General features: G+C 72.7%; 14 protein-coding genes. 8 read left to right on the top strand and 6 right to left on the bottom strand.

From position 1 onward, the window contains the following. The first annotated feature begins 249 nt into the window (after positions 1–249). Entirely contained in the window at positions 250–2,397 is a 2,148-nt protein-coding gene (locus ACIQ6R_RS23305; RefSeq protein WP_404223134.1) for an elongation factor G, read from the top strand. Positions 2,398–2,629: 232 nt separating this feature from the next. Here ACIQ6R_RS23305 and ACIQ6R_RS23300 read toward each other — a convergent pair whose 3' ends face one another. The 5 genes from ACIQ6R_RS23300 to ACIQ6R_RS23280 form a co-directional block, all read right to left on the bottom strand. Further along, positions 2,630–5,662, bottom strand: coding sequence for a hypothetical protein (locus tag ACIQ6R_RS23300; RefSeq protein WP_404223133.1), 3,033 nt, complete (start codon positions 5,660–5,662; stop codon positions 2,630–2,632). Next, complete coding sequence (locus ACIQ6R_RS23295; RefSeq protein WP_404223132.1) at positions 5,611–6,735, bottom strand: AAA family ATPase; 1,125 nt, start codon at positions 6,733–6,735, stop codon at positions 5,611–5,613. The genes ACIQ6R_RS23300 and ACIQ6R_RS23295 overlap by 52 nt, the downstream gene beginning before the upstream one ends. Before the next feature lie 138 nt (positions 6,736–6,873). Then, on the bottom strand, positions 6,874–8,310 hold the full coding sequence (locus tag ACIQ6R_RS23290) for a VWA domain-containing protein (RefSeq protein ID WP_404223130.1): 1,437 nt from the start codon (positions 8,308–8,310) through the stop codon (positions 6,874–6,876). Further along, the gene (locus ACIQ6R_RS23285) at positions 8,307–9,731 is read right to left on the bottom strand and encodes a hypothetical protein (RefSeq protein ID WP_404223129.1); all 1,425 of its coding nucleotides are present in this window, start codon (positions 9,729–9,731) and stop codon (positions 8,307–8,309) included. Before ACIQ6R_RS23285 ends, ACIQ6R_RS23290 begins: the two co-directional genes overlap by 4 nt. Beyond that, positions 9,731–10,237: a hypothetical protein gene (locus ACIQ6R_RS23280; RefSeq protein WP_404223128.1), complete on the bottom strand. Its 507-nt coding sequence runs from the start codon at positions 10,235–10,237 to the stop codon at positions 9,731–9,733. Before ACIQ6R_RS23280 ends, ACIQ6R_RS23285 begins: the two co-directional genes overlap by 1 nt. 232 nt (positions 10,238–10,469) lie before the next feature. Between ACIQ6R_RS23280 and ACIQ6R_RS23275 the strand changes: the two genes are divergently transcribed. The 3 genes from ACIQ6R_RS23275 to ACIQ6R_RS23265 all read left to right on the top strand — a co-directional run bounded on the left by ACIQ6R_RS23275 (position 10,470) and on the right by ACIQ6R_RS23265 (position 13,960). After that, positions 10,470–12,095: a phosphodiester glycosidase family protein gene (locus ACIQ6R_RS23275; RefSeq protein ID WP_404223126.1), complete on the top strand. Its 1,626-nt coding sequence runs from the start codon at positions 10,470–10,472 to the stop codon at positions 12,093–12,095. A 66-nt stretch (positions 12,096–12,161) separates the two neighbouring features. Next, the gene (locus tag ACIQ6R_RS23270; RefSeq protein ID WP_404223125.1) at positions 12,162–13,187 is read left to right on the top strand and encodes an alpha/beta hydrolase; all 1,026 of its coding nucleotides are present in this window, start codon (positions 12,162–12,164) and stop codon (positions 13,185–13,187) included. Between the two features lie 200 nt (positions 13,188–13,387). Then, the gene (locus ACIQ6R_RS23265) at positions 13,388–13,960 is read left to right on the top strand and encodes a dihydrofolate reductase family protein (RefSeq protein WP_404223124.1); all 573 of its coding nucleotides are present in this window, start codon (positions 13,388–13,390) and stop codon (positions 13,958–13,960) included. 59 nt (positions 13,961–14,019) lie between these two features. On the opposite strand, the gene ACIQ6R_RS23260 is transcribed toward ACIQ6R_RS23265, so the two are convergent. Beyond that, positions 14,020–15,135 (bottom strand): hypothetical protein, encoded by a 1,116-nt coding sequence (locus ACIQ6R_RS23260; protein WP_404223123.1) that lies wholly within the window; start codon positions 15,133–15,135, stop codon positions 14,020–14,022. Between the two features lie 334 nt (positions 15,136–15,469). On the opposite strand from ACIQ6R_RS23260, the gene ACIQ6R_RS23255 reads away from it, so the two are divergent. The 4 genes from ACIQ6R_RS23255 (at position 15,470) to ACIQ6R_RS23240 (ending at position 20,581) form a co-directional block, all read left to right on the top strand. After that, positions 15,470–15,940 carry a GNAT family N-acetyltransferase gene (locus ACIQ6R_RS23255; RefSeq protein ID WP_404223428.1) on the top strand — a complete coding sequence of 157 codons (471 nt, stop codon included), beginning with the start codon at positions 15,470–15,472 and terminating at the stop codon, positions 15,938–15,940. A gap of 115 nt (positions 15,941–16,055) precedes the next feature. Then, positions 16,056–17,558, top strand: coding sequence for an ABC transporter substrate-binding protein (locus ACIQ6R_RS23250; RefSeq protein ID WP_404223122.1), 1,503 nt, complete (start codon positions 16,056–16,058; stop codon positions 17,556–17,558). Between the two features lie 15 nt (positions 17,559–17,573). Next, positions 17,574–19,352 carry an ABC transporter permease subunit gene (locus tag ACIQ6R_RS23245; RefSeq protein ID WP_404223121.1) on the top strand — a complete coding sequence of 593 codons (1,779 nt, stop codon included), beginning with the start codon at positions 17,574–17,576 and terminating at the stop codon, positions 19,350–19,352. Beyond that, on the top strand, positions 19,349–20,581 hold the full coding sequence (locus ACIQ6R_RS23240; protein ID WP_404223120.1) for an MDR family MFS transporter: 1,233 nt from the start codon (positions 19,349–19,351) through the stop codon (positions 20,579–20,581). The genes ACIQ6R_RS23245 and ACIQ6R_RS23240 overlap by 4 nt, the downstream gene beginning before the upstream one ends. Positions 20,582–20,808: the final 227 nt, after the last annotated feature.

Below are 20,808 nucleotides of genomic sequence, written 5' to 3'. Positions count from 1 at the left end.
GCGTATCCGCACCGCTGCCGTCGTTCCCCCGTCCCGGTACGAGGTGATCCTGGTGTCTTCGGCCGTCCGGTGTCCGCTGCGCGGCCGGCACCGGAAGTCCGCGACGAGCATCTGACGAGGCAGTCCTCACGCCCGTGCCACGCCACGGCGGGCCGTCGCCCCGTTCAGCCCCTCCTCCCGACAATCGCGCCGCCCTGTTCACAGATCGGTCTCACCGATCTCTCACAGACCAGCGAAAGGCCACGGGCCGTGCGCAACCACACCAACCCCCTCACCACCGTCCGCAACCTGGGCATCCTCGCCCATGTCGACGCCGGCAAGACCACCGTCACCGAGCGGATCCTCTACACCACCGGCACCACCTACAAGCGCGGCGAGGTCCACGACGGCACGACCGTCACCGACTTTGATCCGCAGGAGCGGGACCGCGGCATCACCATCTTCGCCGCGGCCGTCAGCTGTTCCTGGGACGGTCACCGGATCAACCTGATCGACACCCCGGGACACGTCGACTTCGCCGACGAGGTCGAGCGTTCCCTGCGGGTGCTGGACGGCGCGGTCGCCGTCTTCGACGCGGTCGCCGGTGTGGAACCGCAGAGCGAGTCGGTGTGGCGGCAGGCCGACCGGCACGGCGTGCCGAGGATCGCGTTCGTCAACAAGATGGACCGGGCGGGCGCCGACCTCGACACGGCCGTCGCCTCGATCCGCGAGCGGCTGCACCCGGTACCCCTGGTCGTGCAGCTGCCCATCGGCGCGGAGGACGGCTTCACCGGCGTCGTCGACCTGGTCCGCATGCGCGCCCTGGTGTGGGCCGACGGCGCGGAGACGGCCGAGGAGGGGCCGGTGCCCGACGCCCTGCGAGAGGAGGCGGCACACAGGCGGCGACTGCTGGAGGAGGCGGTGGCGGAACGGCATCCGGCCGCGCTGGAGGAGTTCTGCGACCGGGAGACGCTCACCGCGGCCACCCTCGCCGACGCGCTGCGCGACCTGACCCGCGGCGGCGACGGCGTGGTCGTACTGTGCGGCTCGGCCTATCGCAACCGCGGCGTCGAACCGCTGCTGGACGCCGTCGTCGCCTACCTGCCGTCCCCGCTGGACGTACCGCCGGTACGGGGCACCCACGACGGTACGGAGCGGGAGCGGCCCGCCGACCCGGCGGCTCCGATGGCGGCACTGGCGTTCAAGGTGAACGCCACCCCGACGGGGCGGCTCACGTACCTGCGGGTGTACTCGGGCACGATCGAGAAGGGAGACACCGTGTGGGACGGGAGCACGCGCCGCACCGAGCGGATCGGCCGCATCCTGCGGGTACGGGCCGACCGCCACGACCCGCTGGAGCGGGCGATCGCCGGGGACATCGTCGCCGTGGTCGGGGTGAAGTCCGCCCGCGCGGGCTCGACCCTGTGCGCACCGGGCGCCCCGCTCGTCCTGGAGCCTCCGGGCGTGGCCGAACCGGTCGTGCACGTGGCGGTGGAGGCCCGGCGCTCCACCGACACCGACCGGCTGGCGTCGGCGCTGGCCCGGCTGACCGAGGAGGACCCCTCACTGGCCGTGCGGACCGACCCGGAGACCGGTCAGACCCTCCTGTCGGGCATGGGGGAACTGCATCTGGAGGTCGCGATGGAACGCGTCCGGCGCGAGCACGGCCTCGAGGTCGCCGTGGGCCGCCCGGGCGTGGCGTACCGCGAGACGGTCGGTGAAGGTGTGACCGGCTTCGTCTACCGGCACGTCAAACAGGACGGCGGGGCGGGGCAGTTCGCGCATGTCGTGCTCGACGTGGAGCCGTGGGACGAGGACCCTGAGGAGGACCCTGAGGAGGACGCGGTGGTGGGCTGGACGGACGGCTCGAAGCACGGCTCGAAGCACGGCTCGAAGGGGGGCTCGAAGGGGGGCGGTTTCGTGTTCCGCTCGGCGGTCGTCGGCGGGCGGGTGCCGCAGGAGTTCGTGCGGGCCGTCGAGGCCGGCTGCCGCGACGCCCTGGCCGAGGGCCCGCTGGGCGGCCACCCGGTGACCGGCCTGAGGGTCACGCTCACCGACGGCCAGACCCATGTGAAGGACTCCTCGGACACGGCCTTCCGCACCGCCGGCCGGTTCGGTCTCCGCGACGCCCTGCGCGCCTCGGAGATGGTCCTGCTGGAACCGGTCGTGGAGGTGACGGTCACCGTCCCCGAGGACGCGGTCGGCGGAGTGCTCGGCGACCTCGCCGCGCGGCGCGGCCGGGTCACCGGCTCCGACACGCGGGGCGGCGCCGCGGTCGTCTCGGCCACCGTGCCGCTGGCCGAGCTGTTCGGCTACGCGACGCGGCTGCGCAGCCGCACCCAGGGTCGCGGAACCTTCACCGCCCGGCCCACCGGCTACGCACCGGCACCCGCCGGCGCGGCGACACCGGCGCGGTAGCGCGCCGGGCTGCCCCCCTCCTCCGGCCGGGCTGCTCCCTCCGGCCGGGCTGTCCCCTCTCGCCGGGCTGCCCCCTCCGAACGTGGGAGGGGGCAGCCCGGTGCCGGTACCGGCGTCGTGCGCCGTGCGCCGGGTCAGGGATCCGGGGCCGGGGCCGGGGCCGGGGCCGGCTGAGGAGGACTGGGGCAATGGCACGGGGGGCGGGAGCCGGGGTACGGCACCGCCTCCGCCGTCAGGCTCCGGCGAGCAGCGTCTCCCAGGCGACCGCCGCGTCCGGATGACGAGCCGTCAGCACGGCGCCGACACGGGAGGAAGCGACCTCAGTGACCCACGCCCCGTCGCAACCGATCAGGTCCGCCACCGCGTCGCAGGTCGCCGGATGGGCGGCCACCAGCCCGGCGCCCGAGGGCCCGGCCGGGGCTCCGGGGCGTGCCCACTCCCCGGTGCAGCCCAACAGCTCCGCCACCGCGTCGCAGGCCGCCGGATGCGCCGGCAGCAGCGCGGCACCCCGGCGGACGGACTCCTCGGCCGCCGCCCGGCGGGCCACGGGCGGGACCGGCGGCGTCCGCCACGGCGGCACCCACGCGTCCAGGGCCGCCAGCCGGCCCGGGAAGATCCGCCCCGCCTCGCGGATCAGCAGCGGGGCGAGTTCCCCGGCACCGGACCGCAAGGTTGTGATCAGCAGCGGCAGCCACGGCAGCAGTACCGCGTCCGGCAACCGCCCGAAGGCGTTCGACACCGCCTCCACGACCACGTCCGCGAGCCCCGGCACGGGCTCCAGCGCGTGCACGAAGCCACTGAGGTAGCGCGGATAGGCGGGCACCACCAGCGGGTTGTCCAGCAGCGCGTCGCACCGTGCCCGCAGCTCGGCCCGCGACAGGGTGCCGAGCTGCACCCGCGCCGCCCACAGCAGGGCCGTCTTCGACGGGTCGTCGGGGTGCGACTGGGCGACCGCCAGCTCCAGCTGCGCGCGGTCGCAGCCCAGCGACAGCGCGAGGCTCTCCATACTGAACAGGAAGCCGAGCATCGCCGCGACCTGCCCGACCGTCGCTTCCTCGTCCCGGAACGCCGTCGGCAGCAGCGTGCAGTAGTGCGCGTAGCCGGTCTTGACGAACGACTCGATCCACGCCGGCAGCACCGGCTCGCTGGTCCGGTAGTACCCCAGCAGCGCCCGCACCCGGCGCAGTACCTCCGGCGCGCCGTCGACGCTGCGCTCGGTGGCGAGCACCTTCAGCGCGTGGCTGCCGAGTTCGTCGGCGAGGCGCCGGCTGCGCAGATACAGCGTCGCGTCCTCGACGGCGGCCAGCACGGTCGCCGTGGTCGCCTGAGGCCCGTACGCGTCGCGCCGCAACCGCTGCTCCAGGACCTGCTCGATACTGACGCCCTCGTAGCCGAGCTCGATCAGAGCCCGCTGGTGGGTGCCGATCGCCAGGTCCCACGACTCCTGGATCGAACGCTCACCGAGCCGCCGCTCACCCATGATCGGCCGTGCCGCCCCGTGCGGCAGCAGCCGTCGCAGCATCCACAGCACGTCGGAACACGCCTGGAGTTCCGGCCGGGAGACCATGTCGAGCAGCGCCCGCTGCACGCCGCGCTGCTGGAGCTTCAGCCCGAGCGGCTCCAGCCGGTCGTGCACGTCCCGGGCGAGCGGCGGCAGTGCCTCGTAGCCGACCTGGCCGATCCGGTCACCGCCCATCATGATCTCGACGAGGCGCCGCACGTCCCGCCGCCCGGGCACGGTGTCCTTCTCGATGCAGGTGACCGCCGCGTCCTGGAAGTCGTACGGCGTCGGCTTGGCCCGGTCCCGCATGCCGGCGAGCAGGATCGACGTCTCGAAGACCGCGATGGCGTCGGCGGTGGAGGCGAGATAGCCGCCTCGCCGGGCCGCGCGCACGATGTCCACGGACCAGCCGAGCAGTTCGGCCTCGTCCAGCCCGTCGAGCACGGGCGGCCTGCGCAGGAAGCCGGACAGCCGGTCCGCGGCGTCGGGCTCCGTCGGCGGGGCGCCGGCTCCCTTCCCGGGAAGCTCCTTCACCGGGGCCTGCTTCGCCGAGACCTTCTTGGCCGAGGCCTTCTTGGCCGAGGACTTTCCACCGGCCTGGCCCGTCAGCCGGTAAGGCTGTACCCGGGTGCGCTTGAGGCTCTTCGCCCACTCCGTCGAGGCGATCGACACGGACCCCGCGGCGAGGCCGAACTGCGCCTCGATGGCCGCGTGGCTGGACGGAATCAGCCCGTACTGCCAGGTGGTACCGGTACGCGGGGAGATCGTGAACGTGTCGGTGCCGTGCACCCCGAACTCCGCCACCCGGCTGGCCGCGTGGAAGGCCCCGCAGACGTACAGGCAGTCGTCGGGATCGGCCCCCGTGGCCGCGAGGTGCTCGCGCATCCGGGTCCACATGTACCGCTCGCGGTCCTCGTCCACGCGGACCCGGGCGCCGTCGCCCGGGGCGAGCCGGCGGAACAGGCTGCCGATGAGGAACATGACCTGGCGGTAGGTGTCGTGGTCGGCGGTGCTGTCGCCGAGCGGTACCTCGACGTACTGGTGCCACCATTCCGACCAGTGCCGCACCTTGCCGTGCCGCAGCAGGTGCTCCTCCAACTCGGCGAAGCGCGGCCGCAGGTCGCCGATCTCGACCCCGACGGCCTCACCGTGCAGCCCGGCCTCGGGCTCGGTCGCGGCGTCGGCCGCGGGGTCGGCGCCCTCCGTCGCGGCCTCCCGGGCCTGCTCGCCTCTGCTGTCCCACTGGAAGACGTGGTCCGAGGAGCGGTCGACGAGGACCAGCTCCACCCCCGGCGTGTCCAGCGCGTAGGCGATGGCCTGGTACTCGGCGGACGCCTCGGTGATCGGCGCGACGACCGACAACGGCGCCCAGTCGACGGGAAAACCGTCGACGTCACCGGCGAAGGCCTGTACCGCCACCGGCAGCCGGCAGTTCCGCAGCTCGGTCAGGAGCGGCGCCATGTCCTCGCACAGCTCCAGATACACGACCTTGGGCTGCTTCTCGCGCAGCCGCCGGGCCATGGCGGTCGCCGAGGCGGGGGAGTGATGGCAGACGGGGAAGATCTCCAGCGGCTCGCGCGCCGCGCGGTCGACGTCGTCCACCATGCCGAGGAGGATGCCCTGCAAGGCGTCGGGCCCGCCCGCGAACTCCGCGGCGGCCTCCTGGAGCTGCCCGCGGAGGGCGGCGAACGAGGTGCTCTCCCGAGACGTACTCACGACAGCGTGGCGATCGCGTCGCGGCCGCCCTCCAGGAACTCCGGCCATGAGCCGCCCTCCTCCTTGCTGCGCGGCTCGACGACGCCGTGCAGGTACTTGTTGAGGATGGCCAGGTCCTCGGGCTCGCGGCGGGTGAGCGAGCCGACGAGCGAGGAGGCCAGGGTGCGGGCGGTCAGGGCGCGCTCGCCGAAGAAGTTGCTGTGCAGGACGGCGTCCTCCAGCACACCGATCTGCTCGGCCGTCGACAGGGCCGACTCCAGCTTCTCGTCGTCGCTGCCGGCCGCGGCGGCGGAGGCGCGCAGGTCGGCGAAGCTCTGCAGGAGCACGTCGAGCAGGGTCGGAGGCACGTCGAGGTCGATCGAGTGCCGGCGCAGCAACTCCTCGGTGCGGAAGCGGACGATCTCCGTCTCGCTCTTCTTGTTGGTCACGACCGGGATGCGGACGAAGTTGAAACGGCGCTTGAGCGCGGAGGACAGGTCGTTCACACCCCGGTCGCGGCTGTTGGCCGTGGCGATGATGGAGAAACCGGGCTTGGCGAAGACGATGTTGTCGTCCCCACCGCCGCTCTCCAGCTCGGGCACGGAGATGTACTTCTCGGAGAGGATCGAGATCAGCGCGTCCTGCACGTCACTCGTGGACCGGGTCAGCTCCTCGAAGCGGCCGATCGAGCCGGTCTCCATCGCGGTCATGATCGGCGAGGGAATCATCGACTCCCGCGACTGACCCTTGGCGATGACCATGGAGACGTTCCACGAGTACTTGATGTGGTCCTCGGTGGTGCCGGCCGTGCCCTGCACCACCAGCGTGGAGTTGCGGCTGATCGCGGCGGACAACAGCTCGGCCAGCCAGCTCTTGCCGGTGCCCGGGTCGCCGATGAGCAGCAGGCCGCGGTCGGAGGCGAGCGTGACGATGGACCGCTCGACGAAACTGCGGTCGCCGAACCACTTCTGCGAGACCTCGCGGTCCAGGCCGTCGGAGCGCTCCGAGCCGAGGATGAACAGGCGGACCATCTTCGGCGACAGGCGCCACGAGAACGGCTTCGGACCGTCGTCGATCGACTCCAGCCAGTCGAGCTCCTCGGCATACTTGATCTCGGCGGGCGCGCGCAGCAGGTCGGACATGAGGGGAGGGCCTTTCCGTACGGTGATCAGGACGACGTAGACGCCACGGACGACAGGGGCGACACGGACGACACACGCGACATGGGCGACGCAGGCGTCATGGACGACACGGACGCCATGAAGGGGCGTGTCCGGTGATCAGGTGAGAAACGTCTTGAGTTCGTGCACGAGCTTCTTGATGTGACCGGAGATGACCGGAGTGCCGAGGTCCTTGAACCGCTCCCGGAACCACGGGTTGACGCTGCCGCGCCCGGAGCTGGTCACCGAGCCCACCGGGATGAACTTCGCCCCCGAGCGGTGAATGGCGGCCATGCTGTCGAACAGCTCCTGGTGACGCCACTCGTAGAAGTCGGAGATCCACACCACGACGGTGTTGCGCGGCTCGGAGATCTTCGGCTGGGCGAGCGCCATGGCGACCGTGCCGTCGGTGCCGCCACCGAGCTTGGTGCGCAGCAACGTCTCGAACGGGTCGTGCGCCCAGGGGGTGAGGTCCAACGCCTGTGTGTCGTACGCGATCAGGTGGACGTCCACCTTCGGCAGCCCGGCGAATATGGAGGCCAGGATGGTGCAGTTGACCATCGAGTCGACCATGGAACCCGACTGGTCCACGACCACGACCAGCCGCTGGGGCGTCGTCTTGCGGCTGGTGTGCCGGTAGTAGAGGCGGTCGACGTAGAGCCGCTCCTCCTCCGGACTCCAGTTGGTGAGGTTCTTCCAGATGGTGCGGTCGATGTCGAGGTTGCGGAAGACGCGCTTGGGCGGCACGGACCGGTCGAGCTCGCCGACCGTGGACTTCTCCACCTGGGTGCGCAGCACTTCGGTGACCTCGTCGACGTAACGGCGGATGAGTGCCTTGGCGTTGGCCAGGGCCACACCGGAGAGGTTGTTCTTGTCCCGCAGCAACTGCTCGATCAGGGACATGCTCGGCGTCAGCCGGGAGGCCAGCGCGGGGTCGGCCAGCACCTCGCGCAGGTGCATGCGCTTGACGAGACCGGCCTCGATGGAGCCCAGCTCCGGCCCGATCGCGGGGATGAGGCGGCTGAGGTCGGGCGTCTGCCCGCCGCCCCCGGTACCGGTCGGGCTGACGCCGCCACCGGAGCCTGCCGGGCGCGTGCCGGCCCCTTGCCCTCCCCGCCCGCCGCGCAACTCGCCGGGCCGGCAGCCGAGAGCACGCTCGAACCACTCGGCGTCGGACTGCCAGCGCGCCAGTTGCTCGGCGGTGACGTTGCCGGGGCGGGAGGCGAAGACGTTCAGCAGCACCTTCGACGCGAGCGCCGCACGCCGCACCTCGGCGGCCCGGTCCCGCGCGCCGTCCTCCTCCGGCTCGGGCACCATCAACCCGTCGAACTCGGCGGCCAGTTCCGGATGCCGCTGCACGACGGAGCCGACGGACGCGTCTGGGTCGAGGAGCGCGGGAGGCAGGCCGATGTCCTCGACCACGGCGAGACTCGCCGACTCCAGGGCGGCCTGCTCCTCGGGGTCGAAGAGCCGGGCCAGCAGCCGCCAGTAGAGAACCTGCCGCCGGTTGTCGTGCGGGTCGGGAGCGGGAACGTCCCCGCTGGTGGGCCGGGTCATTTCCGCAGCAGCTTTCCGGCGCGCTCGCGCAGCACCGTGACGGCGTCGGTGGCGGCCTTCTCGGCCCGGACCCCCGCCTTGTCGGCCGTCCCCCCGGCCCAGGCCCCGGCGTGCACGGCGACGGTCTTCTTCCGCACGGTCCGCTCGACGGCGAGCGGCTGGAGCAGGAACTCCCCGGCATCCCAGCGCAGCAGCCCGAGGCAAGCGGACGACGAGGCGACGACCTCGGGGGTGAGCGGCCCGGCGGCCGGCACGCGCTCCGTGTCCACCTCCAGACGGTGCCCGGCGACCTGGAGAACGAGACCATCGGCCCCGCCTTCCACGCCGTCCCCCTCCGTGCGGTGCCCCTCCACGCCGTATCCCTCCACCAGGACGGGCACCGCGATCCGGGCCGGATGCCGGTCCAGCGGCGACACGTCGAACGGGGCGGCCGTGGGCAGCGCCACCCGGGCGGTGACGAAGGCATCGGCGGGCTCACCCGCACGAGCACACGCGTCGTCCCACACCAGATCACCCTCGGCGGTGACCGGCATCGCGTCGAGGTCCATGGAGCGCCCCTCGCTCACGGCGCCGAGCAGGGACATGTGCGGCCGCAGAAGCTGCCACAGACCGGCCCCGACGACCGTGTCGGGCTTCGGCGCGGACACCGAGGCCCGCACCAGCCGCGGCGCACCGCCGTCCGCGGGCTCGAACACCGCGTGCACCTGCGCCTGGACGGCGGTGGCGTGCTCCTGGACGTCGACACCGAGCGGCAGCAACCGCCCGGTCACCTCTCCCACGGCGGACGCGGAGACAGCCCCGGGCAGCGTCAGCAACAGGGCACGCGCCCACAGATCGGCCCAGCGACGCACCGGAACCCGCTCCTGTGTCGCCCCGGGACAGCAGGCGGCAAGCTCGGCGGCGAACCCGTCGAGCAGCGTGGCGAGTCGGCGCAGCGCGGGGTCGGGCAGCATCGCGGAGACGACGGGCGCAGCCCCGCCGACGAGCTCGTGGTCGATGCCCTGCCACCCCGCCCGCGCCAGATCGCACAGCCAACCGCGAGCGGCGGCGAGCAGGTTCACCGCGCCCTCCTCGCCGGCCACCGAGCCCGCGGGGGAATCGACCGCACCCGGCCGACCGACAGCCTCCGCCACCCTGACGACCAGCGCGTCGTGCACAGACCCGAGCAGCGCGGTACGGGCGGCGGCGAGCGCGACGAAATGCCCCTCGTCACCGGCCCCGGCGGCCGTCCTGTCGGCGGCCTCGGCGACCCGCGAGGCCAGCGGCGTCCCGGCGACGGCGTCGGCGATCCCGGCCAGCCCCCCGGCCTGCCCGGGCCGCGGGCGGAGCAACCCGCCGACGAGGACCTCGTCGAACCCGTCCACGGCCGCGAGGGCCTCATCAAGCCCGTCGACGGCATCGAAAAGCAGATCGGCACGCATCAGGCCGCCACCGCCCTGGAGGTCGGGAACCACTGCATCTCGGGCAACGGACCGGTGGTGGCCGCGAGTTCGAGATAAGCGAGATGCCGCAGGAACCGGCTGAACACCTGGGCCGCCGCGGAGGCGTCATCCGACCCGGGCCGAGTGGACGTCATGGCGGAGGTGAGCGACTGCGCGTCGGGTTCCCCGTCGCCGACCTCGACCTTCAGACAGCGGCCCACGCGCTCGGCCCCGTACTGGAGCACGGCCTCGCCGACGAGTGCGCGTATGTGGTTGCAGAACGAGCCCCGCGCCCCGCCGCAGGGACGGTTGTTGTTGGTGCTGCACGAGTACGCGTACGACCCCGCCGCGATCGAGGACACGTACACCCGCCCGATGTCCGACCCGCTGGACACCACACCCTGCAACCGCCCGTCGGCCAGCTCCACGAACGGCACCTTGGAAAGCTTCCGCGGCCGCGCGGCCGGCACCACCCGCGCCGTGCTCGACTTCTCCCAGACGGACAACGCACCATCTCCCATGCATGCGAAAGGGGGTGTTCACGCCACCTCGGCGGAACGGGACCGAATCTATCGGCGGCCACTGACAACGGCCCCGGACACCACCGCGACCTTGACGTTGCGCCGGAACCGGTCGCTACTTGTGCAGTGGACGTTGGGCGGCTGTCCATCTCTGTGTCAGCGGTGAGCGGAGAGGATGGCGCGTGTCCGTCCCCGGCCCCCGATCCAGGCGGTGCAGATGAAGAAGAGACTGTGCGGTACGGCTGCCGTCCTCGGCGTCCTGGCCACGGTGGGCGCCCTGCCGGCACAGGCATCGCCCCCGGCGCCGGAAGCGAAACCGCACACCCTGCCCCTGGGCCCCTCGAACCTGCCCGAGACCCGAACCACCACGACCCTCCAGCCGGGCGTCACCCTCACCCGCATCGTGCGCGGGAACGCGGCCGACCCGGCCCTCCACTGGACGGTCGAGGTCTCCATCCCCGGCGGCGACACCTCACCGGACCCCGACGCGCCGCCCACCGCCCTGAAGGACAGGGCGAGCGCCGACGAACTGGCCGCCGAGCTGAAACGGGACGGCTTCCGGGCCCGGGTGGAACAGGTGACGACGCCCAAGGCGGCCGACTACGCGGGCGGCACCCTCGGCTGGCGGGTCCGCGTCGGAACCTACGGCTCACAGGCCGACGCGACATCCGAACGCGCACGCCTGAGAGCGGCCGGGCACACCGGATCCGCCGTGTACACCGGCTGGGACGGCGACCCCACGGACAGCGGCCCCTGGCACGTCGACGTGCTCACCATCGACCCCCGCGGATTCCGCGGCAGCCTCGACGCGTCGTACGGCCCGGACCTGGAGAACCGCGAGACGACCAGCGAACTGTCCACGACGGCGGGCGCAACAGCAGCGGTCAACGCCGGCTTCTTCGTCCTCGACCCCAAGGCGGGCGCACCGGGCGACCCGGCAGGCGTGGGCGTGTACGACGGCCGCCTGCTGAGCGAACCGGTGGCCGGACGCCCCGGCCTGGTGATCCACGACCACGGCCGGCGAACACAGGTCACGCGTCTCACCTGGCACGGCGAGGCCACCGGCCGCGCGACCACCCTCCGCCTCAACGGCGTCAACCGCGTCCCGGGCCTGATCCGGAACTGCGGCGGCACCGAGGGCGACGCCCCCACCGTGCTGCCCCTGCACGACGTCACGTGCACCAACCCCGACGAACTGGTCACCTTCACACCGGACTACGGCCGACACACGCCCCAGGGCGAGGGACTGGAAGCCGTGATGGACGCCCATGACCGGGTCGTGGAGCTGCGCTCACCGCGCGGCGGAGAACTCCCGCCGGGCGGCAGCTCCCTCCAGGCGACCGGCGCCCGAGTCGCCGACCTGACCGCCCTCGCACACGTCGGCCACCGCCTCCACGTCACCACGACCCTGCTCGACGAACGCGGCCACCGCCTCACCCCCTCGCCCCGCACCGACATCCTCAACGCCGGCCCCGAACTGGTCCGCGACGGACGCCTCCACGTCACCCCCGCCACCGACGGCATGGTGCACCCCGGCGACCCGAGCTGGTACTACGGCTGGGTCCACAAGCGCAACCCACGCACGCTGGCCGGAGTGGACACCGCCGGCCGCACCGTCCTCGTCACCGCCGACGGCCGCAGCACGAACTCCCTCGGGCTCAGCATCGGGGAGAGCGCCGAGGTCGCCAGGTCACTCGGCCTGCGCGACGCGGTCAACCTCGACGGCGGCGGCTCGACGACGATGGTGACCAACGGCGACGTGATCAACGACCCGTCCGACGCCACCGGCGAACGCCCCGTCGGCGACGCCTTGCTGATCGTGCCGCGCAGGCACGCGAACTGACCCGCACCTCACGCACGAAGCCCCGCACCACAGCGCGACAAACAGCAACCCACCCAGGGAGCCGCCGTGTCCGCGAACGTGCCAGCCGTCCTGATCTTTGTCAGGACCAGATTCCTCCTGGTCCTGTCCCTGCTCCTCTCCGTACTCCTGGCCACCCTCTCCCCGACCGCCCCGGCGCTGGCCGCAGCAGAGACGGGCGCCCCCGGCGCGCAGGTCGTCGCCGTGACCCGGGTCGCCGAGCGGCAGGTCGACCTGACGGTACGGTCACCCGCCCTGGGCGGCCGGACCGTGAACGTCCGCCTCCTCACCCCGGACGGCTGGAACCCGCACGACCACCGACACCGGCAACACTGGCCGACCCTCTGGCTGCTGCACGGCTGCTGCGGCGACTACACGTCCTGGACGAGCAGGACGGATGTGGCGGAGATCGACAGTCTCCGCGACGTCCTCGTCGTCATGCCCGAGGCCGGCTGGAACGGCTGGTACAGCGACTGGTGGAACCACGGCCGGGGCGGCGACCCGGCCTGGGAGACCTTCCACACCAAGGAGCTGCGCCACCTCCTGGAACGCGACTGGGGCGCCGGCCGCGACCGCGTCGTCGCCGGCCTGTCGATGGGCGGCCAGGGCGCCCTCCTGTACGCCGCCCGCCACCCCGGCATGTTCAAGGCGACAGCGGCCTACTCCGGCTCCGCCCACCCCCTCCTGAACGACGAGTCCGTCGACCGCGTCATGGGCTTCTTCGCCGGCCAGGACGACGACCCCCTGCGCGTCTGGGGCGACCCGGTCGCCCAACGCCGCGTCTGGCGGGCCCACGACCCCTTCCACCTGGCCAAGCGACTCAGGTCGATCCCCGTGTACCTGTCCTGCGGCGACGGCACCACGGGCCCGCTGGACCCACCCGGCAGCACCAGCGCGCTGGAGGCCGACTTCAACCGGCAGAACCATGCGCTGGCGGCGGAACTGCGACGCGTGGGCGCGAGGCACGTGACCACCGATTTCTACGGCCCGGGGACCCACGGGTGGGCGTACTGGGAGCGGGAGCTGCACGCTTCGCTGCCGATGCTGCTGGGGGCGCTGGGGGACGGCAGGTGAGGCGGGACCGGATCGTCGGCGTCGGTACTCGCGAACAGGTTCTCGACAGGTTGCCGGAAGGTGGGCGGGCGACGACCGATGAGTTTCCACGTGATCCGCGGTCAGAGTTCACGGTTGGCGCGCCGCAGCCATGAGCGCGGGCGAAAGGTGCACCGACCGACCCCGCTGAGAACCGGACACGAGATACCGAGGAACCCCGAATGCGTACTCTGATCAGCACGGCTTTCATCTCGCTCGACGGCGTCGTGGAGGCCCCGGGCGGCGAGCCCGGTTACCGGAACTCGGGGTGGACCTTCAAGGACGTCGAGTTCCTCCCCGAGGCGTTCGCCATCAAAGGGGAGGAGCAGAAGACCGCCACCGCCATGCTCATGGGCCGGCTCAGCTACGAGGCGTTCAGCCCCGTGTGGCCCGACATGGAGGACTTCGCCGACTACAAGGTGATGCCGAAGTACGTCGTCTCCACCACCCTCACCGGGGACGACCTGGTGTCGAACTGGGGCGAGACGACGATCCTGCGCTCGCTCGACGAGGTCGCCGCGCTGAAGGAGACCGAGGGCGGCCCGATCATCGTCCACGGCAGCGCCTCCCTGAACCAGGCCCTCTCGGACGCCTGCCTGATCGACCGCTACCACCTGATCGTCTTCCCGCTGCTGCTCGGCGCGGGCAAGCGCCTCTTCAGCGGGTCGGACAAGGACACGCAGAAACTGAGGCTCGTCGAGCACGAGGCCTACGCCAACGGTCTGCAGAAGAACGTCTTCGACGTTGTCCACTGACGAGATCCCGCGCTCGTCCCTCCGTCGGTCACCGCGATCTCCGCTCGCGCGGGACGGCGTCAGACTCGGACGCAGCGGTCTCGAAGCTCGGCGATGACGGCTTTCTCGCGCGCGTTGGCGGTACCGTCCACCGCGGCCACCCGCTCGGCCGCGTCGACGATGTCGCTCAGATCCCCCGACTCGGCGTCCATGCGCCGCCACACCTCGGCCGGGTCGATGTCGACAAGGTGAGCGAGCTCTTCGTCGACCACCTGATGCTGCTCCCGGACCAGGCTCACCAGGTGCCGCATCAACAGTGTCTCGTCGTCGGTCGTCTTGCGGTTCGCCCTGATGACGAGCCACGCGACCCACAGCATCAACCGCGGGTGCTGACTGCTCCTGCTCAGGTTCTCGGCAAGTTCGATCACCCGCGCCTCGTTCCGGAAGACGGCCTGCGCGTGCCGTCCCGCGAGCAGCGTCGTGTAGCGGTTCAGCAGCACCGCGACGGGAACGCCGACCAGGGGGATACCGATCTTGATGACGTTGCGCTGCAGTAGGTGCTTCCCGACGACGGGGAACCCCTTCGCGGCGGCCAGTACCGTTTTGGAGTAGTAGCGCTTGATCACCGGCCGCACCACGGCCGGGACCGCCTTGATCACGCCCTCCCGGACCACTTCTCCGCTCTTGATCGTGAAGGCCACCCGAATGAGCTTCCACATGTCCTCGGGGTCGGACAGGTCGAGCGGGACCCGGTAGAGGACTGAGATGTCGTAGGCCAGGCGCAGCTGGAGCCGGGTGATGAACGCGACATCGACCATCAGCGTCGCGACCGCGGCCGGCACGGTCGCCGGCGAGGCACCACCGAGGCTCCCGAGGGTGGCGACGACGGCCGCCGAGTAGGCACCCGCGGAGAGGCCGCCTTCGAGCGCGGCGTACCGAGCCGCCATCTTGATCCGCTGATCGGCAATGCCATCCGCGGGTACGCCGTCGTACCGCTCTTGGAAGTACTGCCAGTCGACTTTGGTGGTGTAGGAACTCATGGCCTGAGCGCTGAGCTTGGTGAACCAGTTGCCCGACTTGATGTCGTCCGCGCTCAGGCCCTTGATGAACTCCCGTAGCTCGGCCTGCTCTTGTTCGACAACCTTCCGGTCGGCCTCTTCGTCGGCGTCGGCGGCGTCGATCGGTGCTTCGGTCATGGTGGCCCCCCCCGGGCGGTTCAGTGTGTAGCCAGGTCATCCGGTCGCTGCCACTCAGCCCTTCTCGGCACAGCCGCACCGGCGAGGCTTCGTCATGACCTCACCGTAGGCTGGCGAGGGCGGACCGCCATGCCTTTCGGGACTTTTGGTCTTGATCACGACACGCCTCCTCTGCGCCTGCGGGGCGCGCTCGGTGACCGCGCCGTGGCTTTGAGCCGTCGATGCCCCCGTTGATCAGCACAGAAGGCTTAATGCGTACGATGTGCAAGTGCAGGATCGTGACTACAGCCTCAGGACAGCCACCCCCGCCGACCTCGACGGCGCCCGAGCCGTCATGCTCGACACCGTCTACCGTGACTTCGGTACGGGCTATGTCCCGCGCTGGCACGGTGACATCGTCGACCCGGCCGGGGCGTATCTCGCGTCGGAGCGGCACACCCTGTTGGTCGTGGTCGACGGGGGCGGTGAGGTCGTGGCCACGGGTGCCCTCGACTCCCGCGGCCCCGCGCACCCCCCGAACCCGCGCCACGTCGCCGAGCGCTACCCCTCCGGCGTGACCGCGCAGCTGCGCCGGGTGTACGTCCGGCCCGAGCACCGCCGGCGCGGGCTGGCCCGTCGGCTCGTCGACGAGTTGCTGGCGTTCGCCGCCGCCGACGGCGGATACCGGGCCGTGTATCTGCACACCGACCCGGCCGTGACCGGCGCGGAGCCGTTCTGGCGGTCGCTCGCCAAGGTCGTGCACGACGAGCGGGAGGACGCGGGGGGCGGGCAGGGGATCGTGCACTTCGACGTGCCGATGGCTTGAGGGGCGGGAAGGCTCTGGCGGCACGATGGAAATGATTGTCATGTAAGATCCCGCTCGCTGCCACCGCCGCCTGCCCCGCCCGCTCGCTCGCACACACCCGATCGATCCGAGGACCATGCGCTCCCACCGTCGCCCCCGGCTGCTCGCCCCCCTCCTGCTCATCCCGCTGATATCGAGCTGCTTCGCCTCGGGCGGTGGTGACGATTCCGGCTCCGGCGACGCAGGTGACGGCTCCCGCCTCCGCGTCGCCCTCGCGTTCCCGCCCGCCGAGGGACTCTCGCCCTACGGCGCCGACGCCACCCTCCTCAGCCGCCTCGCCGTCACCGAGGGCCTCACCGCGCTCGACGCCAACGGCAGTGCCGCGCCCGCGCTCGCCGAGTCCTGGCGGCAGGACGGGGAGAAGACCTGGGAGTTCACCCTCCGCGACGCCACCTTCCAGGACGGCAGCGAGGTCACGCCGGCCGCCGTCGCCGGCTCGCTCACCCACGCCACCGACGCCGAGCCCGCGCCCGCCGCCCTGGCCGGGGTCACCCTCACCGCCAAGGCTGAGGGCGACCGAGTCGTCCGGATCACCACCGCCGAGCCCGACCCCGTACTGCCGCTGCGGCTCTCCAGCCCCAGCCTCGCCGTACTGTCCGCCAAGGCCTACGCCGACAAGGACCGCGTCGACCCGGTCGGCACCGCCACCGGTCCCTTCGAGTTGACCAAGGTCAACGGCGCCACCTCCGCCTCCCTCGACCGGTTCGACGACTACTGGGGCGGCCGCGCCCAGGCCTCCGGTATCGACGCCCGCTTCATCGCCGACGGCACCGCCCGTGCCAACGCCCTGCGGACCGGCGAGCTCGACATCGCCGAGGCGATCCCCGTCGCCCAGGCGGCGACCCTTGAGAAGGACACCCGGCGCGACACCGCCACCACCCGGACCACCAGCCTGCTCTTCAACGCCTCGTCCGGGACCTTCGAGGACGCGAGGCTGCGGGCCGCCGCCCGTGCCGCCGTCGACACCTCCGTGTTCGCCAAGGATGTCTACGAGGGCTATGCCGACCCCGGCGCGGGGATCTACGGGCCCGCCGTGACCTGGGCCGAGGGGAAGCGGACCGCGCCCGTCGGGCGGGCGGAGGCCAAGAAGCCCAGCGGCGCCACCATCGACCTCGCCACCTACGACAACCGGCCCGAGCTGCCCGAGGTCGCCCAGGTGGTCAAGCAGCAGCTGGAGAAGGCCGGGTTCAAGGTGAAGCTCACCGTCCGCGAGTACTCGCGGTTGGAGGGGGACGCCCTGGCGGGGAAGTTCGACGCGTTCGTGCTGGCCCGGAACACCCTGGTCGACACCGGTGACCCCGTCGCCGTCCTCGCCAGCGACTACACCTGCGACGGCGGCTACAACATCGCCCAGCTGTGCGACAAGGGCGTCGACCGCGCCGTCGCCGAGGCGGAGAAGACCGCCGACACCGCGAAGCGGCAGGACGCCGCCATGGCCGCCGAGGCCCGCGTCCTCGGCAGCGACGCCGTCGTGCCGCTCGTGCACCAGCGGATCATCACCGGCGTCGCCGGCTCCGTTCAGGGCGTGATCCTCGACCCGTACGAGCGCACCCTCGTCGGCACCGGCACGCGGCGCTGAACCGTGCGGCGGCAGGTGGCCACCGTCGTGTGGCGGGTCGTCCTCGCGGCCGGGCTGGTGTGCGGGATCGGGCTGCTGCCGTGGCTGACGCGGACCGATCCGGCCCACACCGTTCTCAAGGCGCGGTCGGCCGAGCGTGATCCCACGCCCGAGGTGCTCGCCGACATCCGCGCGCGGCTCGGGCTCGACGACGGGCCGCTGCACCTGCTCGGGCAGTGGTTCGGCGGGCTCGTGCGCGGCGATGCCGGGCGGTCGTGGATCTCCGGGAGCGACGTCCTGCCCGACGTGCTCCAGGCGCTCGGGGCCTCCCTGCTGCTCATGGCCGTCGCGCTCCTCGTCGCCGCCCTCACCGCCGGGCTCATCTGCGCCCGCACGCTCAGGCTCGGCGCCCGTCGGCGGCTCGGTGGGCGGCGGCGTGGCGGCACCGCCTCCGCCGTGGTCGCCTCGCTGCCCGAGTTCCTCGTCGCCTCCGTGCTCGCCACCGTCGTCGGGGTGCAGCTGGGATGGCTGCCCGCGCTGGGGTGGTACGGACCCCAGTGGACCGTGCTGCCCGCGCTCGCCCTCGGGCTGCCCGCCGGGGCGGTGCTCGGGCGGCTGCTCGACGACCTGCTGCCCGGCGCGTTCGGTGAGCCGTGGGCGCTGGCCGCCGCCGCCCGTGGGCTGACCGGCCGGCGCATCGCACGGCAGGCGCTGCGGCGGTGCGTGCCCGCGCTGCTGCCCAACCTGGGGCTGTTCGTCGTCGGGCTGACCGGCGGCGCCGTCGCCGTCGAGCAGGTCTTCGACATCCCCGGGCTCGGCCGCACCACCCTCCAGGCCGCCCTCGCCCAGGACCTGCCCGTACTCCAGGCCGGCACCCTCGCCCTCGTCCTCCTCGCCGCGCTCGCGACCGGCGCCACCCGCATCGCCGCCCGCCTGCTCACCGGCCCCGCCCTGCGCGACGGCGCCCTCTCCTCCCTGCACCGGCCCGCCCCGCCCGCCGGCGGGCCGCTGCCCCTGCTCTACGGCGTCGTCCTGCTCGCCGTCATCGGATTCGGGCTGTCGCGCGACCCGCTCGCGCTCGACACGGGGGAACGGCTGCGGGCACCCTCCCTCGACCATCCCTTCGGCACCGACGCCCTCGGCCGGGACCTGCTCGCCCGCGTCGGCCACGGGGCCCTGGACACGCTGCTCCTCGCCTCCGCCATCACCGCCGCCGCGCTGCTCGCGGGCGTACTCCTCGGGCTCGTACCCCGGGTTTCGGCACCGCTCGTGGACACCGTCAACGCGGTACCGCCGGTGCTGGCCGCCCTGCTCGTCACCGCCGTCGCGGGAAGCGGAACGGCCACGCCCGCCCTCGCCGTGGCCGCCGTCGCGTGGGCGCCGCTCGCCGCGCACACCACCTCGCTGCTGCGGCAGGAACGCGCCACCCTGCACATCACCGCCACCCGGGGGCTGGGCGCCGGGCGCTGGTACCTGCTGCGCCGCGAGCTGCTGCCCGCCGTCCTGCCGCCCGTCGTCCGGCACGCCCTGCTGCGGCTGCCCGGCGTCGCCCTCGCGCTCGCCTCCCTCGGCTTCCTCGGCCTGGGCGCCCAGCCGCCGTCCCCCGAGTGGGGCCTGCTCCTCGCCGAGAACCAGCCCTACGCCGAGCGCGCCCCCTGGGCCGTCCTCGCCCCCGCCGCCGTCCTCGCCCTGCTCGGCGCGCTGGCCGTCACCGCCGCGGGCGGGCTGCGTAGGCCTCGGCGCCGGACTCGACGTACCTCCCCGGTCGTCAGCGGAGCGGCCGTCGAAGAGAAGGAACCGGTCGGAGCCCGATGACCGCACCGTCCATCGGCCGGCTCGTGGGGAATCCCGGTCGCGGGGCCCCGCTCTCCCCACTGCTCCGGCTGCTGATCGTCACCCAACTCGCCTTCAACATCGGCTTCTTCGCGGTCCTGCCCTTCCTCTCCGAGCATCTGGGACAGGGCATCGGCATGGCGGGGTGGCTGGTCGGCTTCGTGCTGGGGCTGCGGACCTTCAGCCAGCAGGGGTTGTTCGTGGTCGGCGGGGCGCTGACCGACCGGTACGGCATCCGGCCGGTCGTACTCGCCGGATGCGTGCTGCGGATCGCCGGGTTCGGCTGGCTCGGGTTCGCCGAGCGGACCTGGGCCGTGGTCGGTGCCGTACTGCTGATCGGGTTCGCCGCCGCGCTCTTCTCGCCCGCCGTCGAGTCCGAGGTCGCCAGGCAGGCTGTCGTCCGGGAGGAGGAGGGCGGCGGGGACCGGACCCGGGTGCTCGCGCTGTTCACCGTCGCCGGGCAGGCGGGGGCCTTCGTCGGGCCGCTGCTGGGGGCCCTGCTGCTCGCCGTCGACTTCCGTACGGCGTGCCTGGCCGGCGCCGGCGTCTTCGTGCTGGTCCTCGCCGGGCACGCGTGGCTGCTGCCGCAGCGCGTTCCCGGGCGCGCGCGGGTCCGGGTCAAGGGCGGGGCGCGGCTGCTGCTGCGCAACCGGCGCTTCCTCGCGCTGTGCTGCGCGTACGGCGCCTATCTGCTCGCCTACAACCAGCTCTACCTCGCGCTGCCCGCCGAGGTGGAGCGCGCCGCCGGTTCGCAGGCGCCGCTGGCCTGGCTGTTCGCGCTGTCCTCGGTGCTGGTGGTGACCGCGCAGTTGCCGGTGACCCGGTGGGCGGGGGAGCGGCTGACCCCGCGCCGGTCGATGGTGGCCGGGCTGGTGCTGATCGCGGCCGGGTTCGCCGTGGTCGCGGTGGCGCGGCCCGCCGGGTGGACGGGCACCGGTGGGCTGGTGCCCGCCGCCGGGTTCGTCGTGCTGCTCACCCTCGGGCAGATGCTCGTCGCGCCCGTCGCCCGTGCCTGGGTTCCCGACCTCGCCGAGGACGGACGGCTCGGGCTGTACACCGGGGCGTTGTCCTCGGTCTCCGGGCTCATCGTGCTGGCCGGCAGCTCCGCGACCGGACTGCTGCTGGACAGCGGTCTGCCGGTCGCCGTGCCGTGGCTGGTCCTGGCCGCCGTACCGCTGGCGGCGGTGGGATTGCTGCCCCGGCGTCGCTGAGTCCTTCAGGGGCATCGGCCACGCCGGTCCGGTGGGCGACGCCGCGGCCTCGGCGCCCACGGCGCCTGCCCGGCCCCGCTTCCGTGCTCTGTCCGGTGGTTCGCCCGGGTGCCGCATCGGTGGCGCGCGGACGGGCCTGCTGTCAGGCCGCCGCGGCGCCGGGTGAGATCGCCGGTGACCGTGCCCGGGCGCCGAGGATGTCCGGGTCCGGGGGTATCTGCGACCAT

This window comes from Streptomyces sp. NPDC096048 (assembly GCF_044763415.1).
GTDB lineage: Bacteria > Actinomycetota > Actinomycetes > Streptomycetales > Streptomycetaceae > Streptomyces.
This window is presented reverse-complemented; position numbering and strand designations above follow the sequence as displayed.

Excerpts from the sequence above, each read along its gene's own strand:
- ACIQ6R_RS23300 (WP_404223133.1), bottom strand. The coding sequence starts at position 5,662 with ATGGCCGGAGTTCCTGGAGGGCGGCCGCGACGCGATCGCCACGCTGTC.
- ACIQ6R_RS23295 (WP_404223132.1), bottom strand. The coding sequence starts at position 6,735 with ATGTCCGACCTGCTGCGCGCGCCCGCCGAGATCAAGTATGCCGAGGAG.
- ACIQ6R_RS23290 (WP_404223130.1), bottom strand. The coding sequence starts at position 8,310 with ATGACCCGGCCCACCAGCGGGGACGTTCCCGCTCCCGACCCGCACGAC.
- ACIQ6R_RS23285 (WP_404223129.1), bottom strand. The coding sequence starts at position 9,731 with ATGCGTGCCGATCTGCTTTTCGATGCCGTCGACGGGCTTGATGAGGCC.
- ACIQ6R_RS23275 (WP_404223126.1), top strand. The coding sequence starts at position 10,470 with ATGAAGAAGAGACTGTGCGGTACGGCTGCCGTCCTCGGCGTCCTGGCC.
- ACIQ6R_RS23265 (WP_404223124.1), top strand. The coding sequence starts at position 13,388 with ATGCGTACTCTGATCAGCACGGCTTTCATCTCGCTCGACGGCGTCGTG.
- ACIQ6R_RS23260 (WP_404223123.1), bottom strand. The coding sequence starts at position 15,135 with ATGACCGAAGCACCGATCGACGCCGCCGACGCCGACGAAGAGGCCGAC.
- ACIQ6R_RS23255 (WP_404223428.1), top strand. The coding sequence starts at position 15,470 with ATGCTCGACACCGTCTACCGTGACTTCGGTACGGGCTATGTCCCGCGC.
- ACIQ6R_RS23250 (WP_404223122.1), top strand. The coding sequence starts at position 16,056 with ATGCGCTCCCACCGTCGCCCCCGGCTGCTCGCCCCCCTCCTGCTCATC.
- ACIQ6R_RS23240 (WP_404223120.1), top strand. The coding sequence starts at position 19,349 with ATGACCGCACCGTCCATCGGCCGGCTCGTGGGGAATCCCGGTCGCGGG.